Genomic DNA, 7,237 nt, shown 5'->3' on the forward strand with positions numbered 1-7,237 from the left:
TACTAGAAGTGTAGATAAAAAGTTTAAGTAGCCAGAATTTTTATGGATATTTTCAAACAATTAGAAGTTTCCGTGCCAACAACCAATGTTTGTATAGGGAGGTAGTAGCATGACCGGTTTGCTAGTAGAAATCTATGATCGCCATTCTTTAGAGAAAAATGTTTATCCAGCCTTCGTTGGTGACTATGACGAGATCCTATTTCTTGCTAGGAAGAAAATCTCCGAAGAAGAAAAGTTGTCATTGAAACATTTTTTGACGAAGCAAGTCCCACGTATAAAACAGGTTCTTTTTCGGCAACTAAGTCTTGAAAATATGACAGAGAATCTGGATATTATCCTCACAAATGACAAACAAATAACCTTTGATGTTTTTGGAAGTGACTCTTTACTAGCTCTATCTCTTTATCAGTATGCTTTGGAGAGAAAGATACCGCTTCTTGCAATGGATGTTGACCATGGTCTGCAGTATGACTGGAAACTTGGGAAATTGGAGAAAAAGGACTTGATGGTCCCAATCCTATCCATCCAGCAGTTGATTGCCCTACGTGGTGGTAAACTACTAAAGTCCAAGCAACCTTTCCATACGCCTAAACAGATTGCTGCTATCAAAAAATTGGCAAATAGCGCCCTTTCAAAACCAGAAGAATGGTTAAAAGTAACTCAATTTTTTGCTCTAGCAAAGACAAGTAATCTTCATTCTGAAACAGGAAAAGAGCTAGAAAATAATGGGAAACGTTATTCTTACCCTAAATCTATCATTTCCCTATTAACAGATGCTGACTTGCTCCATATTGAAGAGGAAACTTCTAATCGTGTTAGTTATACTTTTTCTAGCCCCGAGGCCCAACTCCTTTGTCGTAGCAAAGGTCACATTTTGGAACTCTATCTCTATCTTTTAGCGCTAGAGTCAGAGTATTTTGATGAATGTATGATTGGGGCTGAAATTGATTGGAATGGTATTTTCCCTGAGGCTGATAATGTACAAAATGAGATTGATGTTGTCCTTCGTAAAGGTCGGTCCATTGTTTTTATTTCCTGTAAAATGACAGACTTATCAGTAGAGGCGATTAATGAATTAGAGCTTTACGCCAATCATTTTGCTGGGGAAAGTTGTCTAAAACTAATTGTTTGTTCTGGTAAAATAAATCCAGCATATATCAATCGTTGCCATGAGTACGGAGTCCTAGTCATAAAAAATGATCAGATTTCTAACATCATCCCTATGTTGGAAAAGAAATTAAAAAGAAAAAGGGGATAAGATTCCTCTCTTAATTCGTTAAATAATCCATGAGGCTGGTTTGCTCAGCCTTTTTCTTATTCTTTTCGAATAAAGTAGAAAAGGGGGTATAAATGTTTTTAGCCAGAGATGAAAAAGGAAGCTTAGTCAATGCCTTGGAGGATAAATTAGTTAAACAAAGCTATACTTGTCCAGCTTGTGGAGCTTTGCTTCGATTAAGAAAAGGGAAGAACCTACGGACGCATTTTGCCCATGTATCGCTCAAACAGTGCAACTTTTACTATGAAAATGAGAGTTCAGAGCATCTGGAAAATAAGGTTGCCCTTTTTAATTGGGCGATGAAAAATGACAAGGCCGAGCTTGAATGTCCCATTCCTCAACTAAAACAAATTGCAGATATTTTAGTCAATAAACAACTTGCCATAGAAGTTCAGTGTAGTCCTATTACTCGCCAACTTTTGGAGGAAAGAAGCCTGGGCTATCGAAAAAATGGCTACCAAGTACTTTGGCTAGTCGGTCAAAAACTTTGGTTAAAGGAACGTTTGACTCAGCTCCAAAGAGACTTGCTTTCCTTTAGTCAAAATATGGGCTTTCATCTATGGGAATTAGATCAGCAAAGGGACATACTACGCTTGAAATACATGATCCATCAAGATTTGAAGGGGAATCTTTATTATCAAATAAGGGAGTTTCCTTATGGGCAAGGCAATCTCATAGAGATTTTAAGGCTTCCCTATCAGAAGCAAAGAATAGCAAGTATGGATGTATCACAAGATGAAACAATTTGCGACTATATTCGCCAACAACTCTATTATAAAAATCCATACTGGATGAGGAAACAGGGGGAGGCTTATGCTCAGGGAAAGAATCTACTGAATTTGGATGTTCAAGATTGGTTTCCCCAAGTAAGGCCTATAGAAAAAGGTCAATTTTGCCAGATAACTATAGATTTGCAGGGATATTACAACAATTTTCAGGCCTATTATCAACAAAATCCCAAAACTGACACACAAAAGCTCTATCCCCCAGCTTTTTATCAGCAATATTTCTTAAAAAATGTGGTAAAATAGAAAGGATGGAGGAATCTTATGGTATTACAACGAAATGAAATAAATGAAAAAGACAAATGGGATCTATCAACGATCTTTGCTAATGATCAGGCTTGGGAAGAAGCCCTCAACCAACTGTCAGAGGAAGTGGAAACAGTTGACCAATATGCAGGTCATCTTTTAGACAGCGCTCAGAGCTTGCTTGAAATTACTGAACGTTCTCTAGAGTTAGAGCGCCAGTTGGAAAAGCTTTATGTCTATGCGCACATGAAAAATGACCAAGACACGCGCGAAGCTAAGTATCAAGAATACTATGCTAAGGCTATGACGCTTTATAGCCAGCTTGATCAAGCTCTTTCTTTCTACGAGCCAGAGTTTATGGAGATTACTGAGGAACAAATGTCTGCTTTCTTGGCTGCTGAACCTAAACTTGAGCTTTATAAACACTTTTTTGATCAGCTCTTACAAAAGAAAGATCATGTTCTTTCACAGCGTGAAGAAGAATTGCTTGCAGGAGCCAGTGAAATCTTTGGGTCTGCAAGTGAAACCTTTGCTATCCTAGACAATGCTGATCTTACTTTCCCTTACGTTTTGGATGACGAAGATAATGAAGTGCAGCTCTCTCACGGAACCTACGTACGTTTGATGGAATCAAAAAATCGAGAAGTACGTCGTTGTGCCTATGAAGCACTTTATGCTACTTACGAGCAGTTCCAGCACACCTATGCTAAGACTCTACAGACCAATGTCAAAGTCCAAAACTACCGTGCTAAAGTTCGCAATTATGAGAGTGCTCGTCAGGCTGCTCTTGCGGCTAACTTTGTACCAGAAAGTGTCTATGACAATTTAGTGTCAGCAGTTCGCAAACACTTGCCACTCTTGCATCGTTATCTTGCACTACGTTCAAAAATCTTGGGTATTCCAGACCTCAAGATGTATGATGTCTATACACCACTTTCTTCAGTAGACTACAGCTTTACTTACGAGGAAGCCTTAAAGAAGGCAGAAGAAGCTTTGGCAGTTTTGGGTGATGATTACTTGAGTCGTGTGAAACGTGCCTTTAGCGAACGTTGGATTGATGTCTATGAAAACCAAGGCAAGCGTTCAGGTGCATACTCTGGTGGATCATACGATACAAATGCCTTCATGCTTCTTAACTGGCAGGACAATCTAGATAATCTCTTTACTCTTGTCCATGAAACTGGACATAGTATGCACTCTAGCTATACTCGTGAAACCCAGCCATACGTTTATGGAGACTATTCAATTTTCTTAGCAGAAATTGCTTCAACTACTAATGAAAACATCCTGACAGAAAAATTATTGCAAGAAGTTCAAGATGATGCAACACGCTTTGCAATCTTAAACAACTTCCTAGATGGCTTCCGTGGTACAGTCTTCCGTCAAACTCAGTTTGCTGAATTTGAACACGCTATCCACCAAGCTGACCAAAATGGTGAAGTCTTGACTAGTGAATTCTTAAATGAGCTTTATGCCGACTTGAATGAAGCTTACTATGGTTTGAGTAAAGAAGACAATCCTGAAATTCAATATGAATGGGCCCGTATTCCACATTTCTACTACAACTACTATGTGTATCAATATTCAACAGGCTTTGCAGCAGCTTCAGCCTTGGCTGAAAAGATTGTTCATGGTAGCCAAGAAGATCGTGATCGCTATATCGATTACCTCAAAGCAGGGAAGTCAGACTATCCACTTAATGTCATGAGAAAAGCAGGCGTTGATATGGAGAAGGAAGACTACCTCAACGATGCCTTTGCTGTCTTTGAACGCCGTTTAGATGAGTTTGAAGCTCTTGTTGAAAAATTAGGATTGGCATAAGGCAGATGGTAAAGTCTTATAGCAAAAATGCCAATCACAATATGCGTCGTCCTGTTGTCAAGCATGAGATTGTTGAGTTCATGCGTCACAGACAAAAGCAAGTGACTGGCTCACTCAAGGAATTAGAGAAGTTCGCTCGCAAGGAAAATATTCCCATCATTCCTCATGAAACGGTTGCTTATTTCCGCTTTCTCATGGAAACCATGCAACCGAAAAACATCTTGGAGATTGGCACAGCAATTGGCTTTTCTGCTCTCCTGATGGCAGAGCATTCACCGGAGTCAAAGATTACGACAATTGACCGTAATCCTGAGATGATTGGTTTTGCCAAGGAGAATTTTGCTCGCTTTGATAGTCGCAAGCAGATTACCCTTTTAGAAGGTGATGCTGTGGACGTCCTTTCGACCTTAACAGAGTCCTACGACTTTGTATTTATGGATTCTGCCAAGTCCAAATACATCATTTTTCTACCAGAAATCCTCAAACGTTTGGAAGTTGGGGGAGTGGTAGTCTTGGATGATATATTCCAGGGTGGGGATGTTGCCAAGGATATCATGGAAGTCCGTAGAGGCCAACGAACCATCTATCGGGGCTTACAACGACTCTTTGATGCGACTTTGGACAATCCAGGATTAACCGCTACTTTGGTTCCTCTTGGAGACGGAATTCTCATGCTGAGAAAAAATGAGAAAAATGTAAGTTTACCAGAAATGGAATAATTTTAAAAAATCGTATAATCCTTCTGTATCAAAAACAGGAGGATTTTTATGTTTCAAACCACCATCAATATAGGTTATGCTCGCGTTTCTACCCAAAAGCAAGATTTGGGCTTGGAGGTGCAAATCGAGGCTCTTAAGCACTGTGACCAGCTCTTTATCGAACGTGAATCTGGTTCAAACAATGCACGCCCAGAACTCGAAAAAGCCTTAAAATTGGCTTGTGACCTTTCAAAGGAAGGCAAACAGGTCACTTTTACTATCTATAAGTTAGATCGCCTGACTCGCTCCATGTTCAAATTGCTAGAACTGATTGAACAATTTAATGATTCGGCTATTCAGCTAGTCAGTTTGCATGAAAAACTGGAAACCGATTCGCTCATTGGTAGGTTACTTTGCGTCATTTTAGGATTTGTGGCAGAAAGTGAACTGGAAAATTTACGATTTCGTACCCGTGAAGGACTTCGTAAAGCCAAGGAAAAAGGCATCAAACTAGGTGCCAAGCGAATTTCGAAAGAGAAGGAGGAGAGAATCATTGAGCAGTATTTGGCAGGGGGGACAAGCATTAGAACAATAGCAAAAACAGAACGAATTTCGACCTCAACCATCTATAAAGTCTTGGAACGAAACAAGGTGGCCAACAATCGCAAAAAAGTTTCGCAAATTTCTTGCTAAAAACAAGATAAAATGCTACAATGAAGGCGTAAATATGTTTCGATTAACGACCGTTTGGCGAAACATTCAAAATAACAATGTGAATATTTCAGAAAATACGAATTTAACAAGGTTTTTAGCCTGTGTTGGATTGGTATTTTTTTGTTTTTTAAGTGTATCGTTTAACGGTCCTTAGGCGATACACCAAAACCCTTGTCGCTCAAGTGCTTGAGGTGTATTTTTCGAGACACTAAAATCAAAAAAATTAGGATTTTGTAGTATTTGCCCACCTAAAAAGTAATTCTACATTCCTAAGGAGGAAATTATGGAAACGAATAAAGTAACCAAACTTGGTGTTTCTTTGCTTTCTGTTGCTGTTCTTGGTGTCGTTGCACCAGTTTTAACGGATGAGTCTGTTTTTGGGATCAGCATTGTAAAAGCTGAAGAAACAAGGCCGTTAGAATACCGTATCGTATATTATGATAAAGATACCAGGGAGGAAATAGCTCCACCAAAAACTGGAACTATAAATCCTGGTGAAATTGTCAATATTTATAAAGATATTGATGGCTATCAGGTAGTCTCGAATTATGATGAGTGGATGCCCGGTTTCAATGCAAGCTATCGTATAATGAGTGAAAACTTTGGGTTTTCGGAAGGGCGTCTATTTATGTATCTAGACTATAAGAAGGTAAATGCGGATGCCAAGCCTTCAGATACACCAAAACCAGAAGTAAAACCGGAAACAAAACCATCAGAGACTCCGAAACCAGAAGTTAAGCCAGAACCAGCGCCAAAAGATGAAGAAAAGCAGGAGCCCCTCAAATACCGCATCACTTATTATGATATTGAAACAAGAGAGAGACTTGGTCAAATGACGGGCGTGATAAATCCCGGGCAGACTATCAATATCTATAAAAAATTTAATGGACATGAGATAATCTCAAAGGATGAATGGATGCCAAACTATGACATGACATATGACATAGTTAACGAGTATTTCTATGGTTCTAGTGATGGATACAATGATCTGCGCCTAGAATACAAGAAAGTAGAGGAACCAACTCCAACTCCGACTCCAAAACCAGAAGTAAAACCTGAGCCCAACCCTTCAGAAACTCCAAAACCAGAAGTTAAGCCAGAACCAGCGCCAAAAGAAGATGAAAAGCAGGAGCCCCTCAAATACCGCATCGATTATTTAGATGCAGATACGGGAGAGGAGATATCTCGAGAATACGGAGTTTTAAACCCTGGAGAGACCATTAATATTTATAAAGATATTGAGGGCTATGAGGTAGTTTCGAAATATAGCTGGATGCCTGGTTATAAAGTGGATTACCGGATAATGAATACATATTTTGGTGGTACTTTGGATGAAAATTACATGTTTCTAAGATATAAGAAGGTAAATGCAGATGCCAAGCCTTCTGATACTCCAAAACCAGAAGTAAAACCAGAAACTAAGCCTTCAGAAACTCCAAAACCAGAGGTTAAGCCAGAACCTAAGCCTTCAGAGACACCAAAACCAGAAGTTAAGCCAGAACCTAAACCTTCTGATACTTCAAAACCAGAAGTTAAGCCAGAACCTAAACCTTCTGATACTTCAAAACCAGAAGTAAAACCGGCACCTAAGCCTTCAGAGACACCAAAACCAGAAGTTAAGCCAGAACCTAAACCATCAGAGACTCCGAAACCAGAGGTTAAGCCGGAACCTAAGCCTTCAGAGACACCAAAACCAG

The 7,237-nt window shown here is 39.5% G+C and carries 5 protein-coding genes and 1 pseudogene; all 6 read left to right on the forward strand.

From position 1 onward, the window contains the following. The first annotated feature begins 109 nt into the window (after positions 1-109). The gene (locus HMPREF2987_RS04090; protein WP_075229450.1) at positions 110-1,258 is read left to right on the forward strand and encodes a DUF1887 family protein; all 1,149 of its coding nucleotides are present in this window, start codon (positions 110-112) and stop codon (positions 1,256-1,258) included. A 92-nt stretch (positions 1,259-1,350) separates the two neighbouring features. Further along, positions 1,351-2,307 carry a competence protein CoiA gene (locus tag HMPREF2987_RS04095; RefSeq protein WP_075229451.1) on the forward strand — a complete coding sequence of 319 codons (957 nt, stop codon included), beginning with the start codon at positions 1,351-1,353 and terminating at the stop codon, positions 2,305-2,307. 18 nt (positions 2,308-2,325) lie between these two features. Next, positions 2,326-4,128 carry an oligoendopeptidase F gene (gene pepF / locus HMPREF2987_RS04100; protein ID WP_075229452.1) on the forward strand — a complete coding sequence of 601 codons (1,803 nt, stop codon included), beginning with the start codon at positions 2,326-2,328 and terminating at the stop codon, positions 4,126-4,128. Between the two features lie 5 nt (positions 4,129-4,133). Next, the gene (locus HMPREF2987_RS04105; RefSeq protein ID WP_075229453.1) at positions 4,134-4,847 is read left to right on the forward strand and encodes an O-methyltransferase; all 714 of its coding nucleotides are present in this window, start codon (positions 4,134-4,136) and stop codon (positions 4,845-4,847) included. Positions 4,848-4,895: 48 nt separating this feature from the next. After that, on the forward strand, positions 4,896-5,519 hold the full coding sequence (locus HMPREF2987_RS04110) for a recombinase family protein (RefSeq protein ID WP_075229454.1): 624 nt from the start codon (positions 4,896-4,898) through the stop codon (positions 5,517-5,519). 304 nt (positions 5,520-5,823) lie between these two features. Beyond that, positions 5,824-7,237 (forward strand): annotated as a pseudogene (locus tag HMPREF2987_RS11245) (hypothetical protein); the annotation flags it as partial.

This window comes from Streptococcus sp. HMSC067H01 (genome assembly GCF_001814775.1).
GTDB lineage: Bacteria > Bacillota > Bacilli > Lactobacillales > Streptococcaceae > Streptococcus.

Bases quoted from the DNA above. Each gene is read 5' to 3' on its own strand.
- HMPREF2987_RS04090 (WP_075229450.1), top strand. From the start codon at position 110: ATGACCGGTTTGCTAGTAGAAATCTATGATCGCCATTCTTTAGAGAAA.
- HMPREF2987_RS04095 (WP_075229451.1), top strand. From the start codon at position 1,351: ATGTTTTTAGCCAGAGATGAAAAAGGAAGCTTAGTCAATGCCTTGGAG.
- pepF (WP_075229452.1), top strand. From the start codon at position 2,326: ATGGTATTACAACGAAATGAAATAAATGAAAAAGACAAATGGGATCTA.
- HMPREF2987_RS04105 (WP_075229453.1), top strand. From the start codon at position 4,134: ATGGTAAAGTCTTATAGCAAAAATGCCAATCACAATATGCGTCGTCCT.
- HMPREF2987_RS04110 (WP_075229454.1), top strand. From the start codon at position 4,896: ATGTTTCAAACCACCATCAATATAGGTTATGCTCGCGTTTCTACCCAA.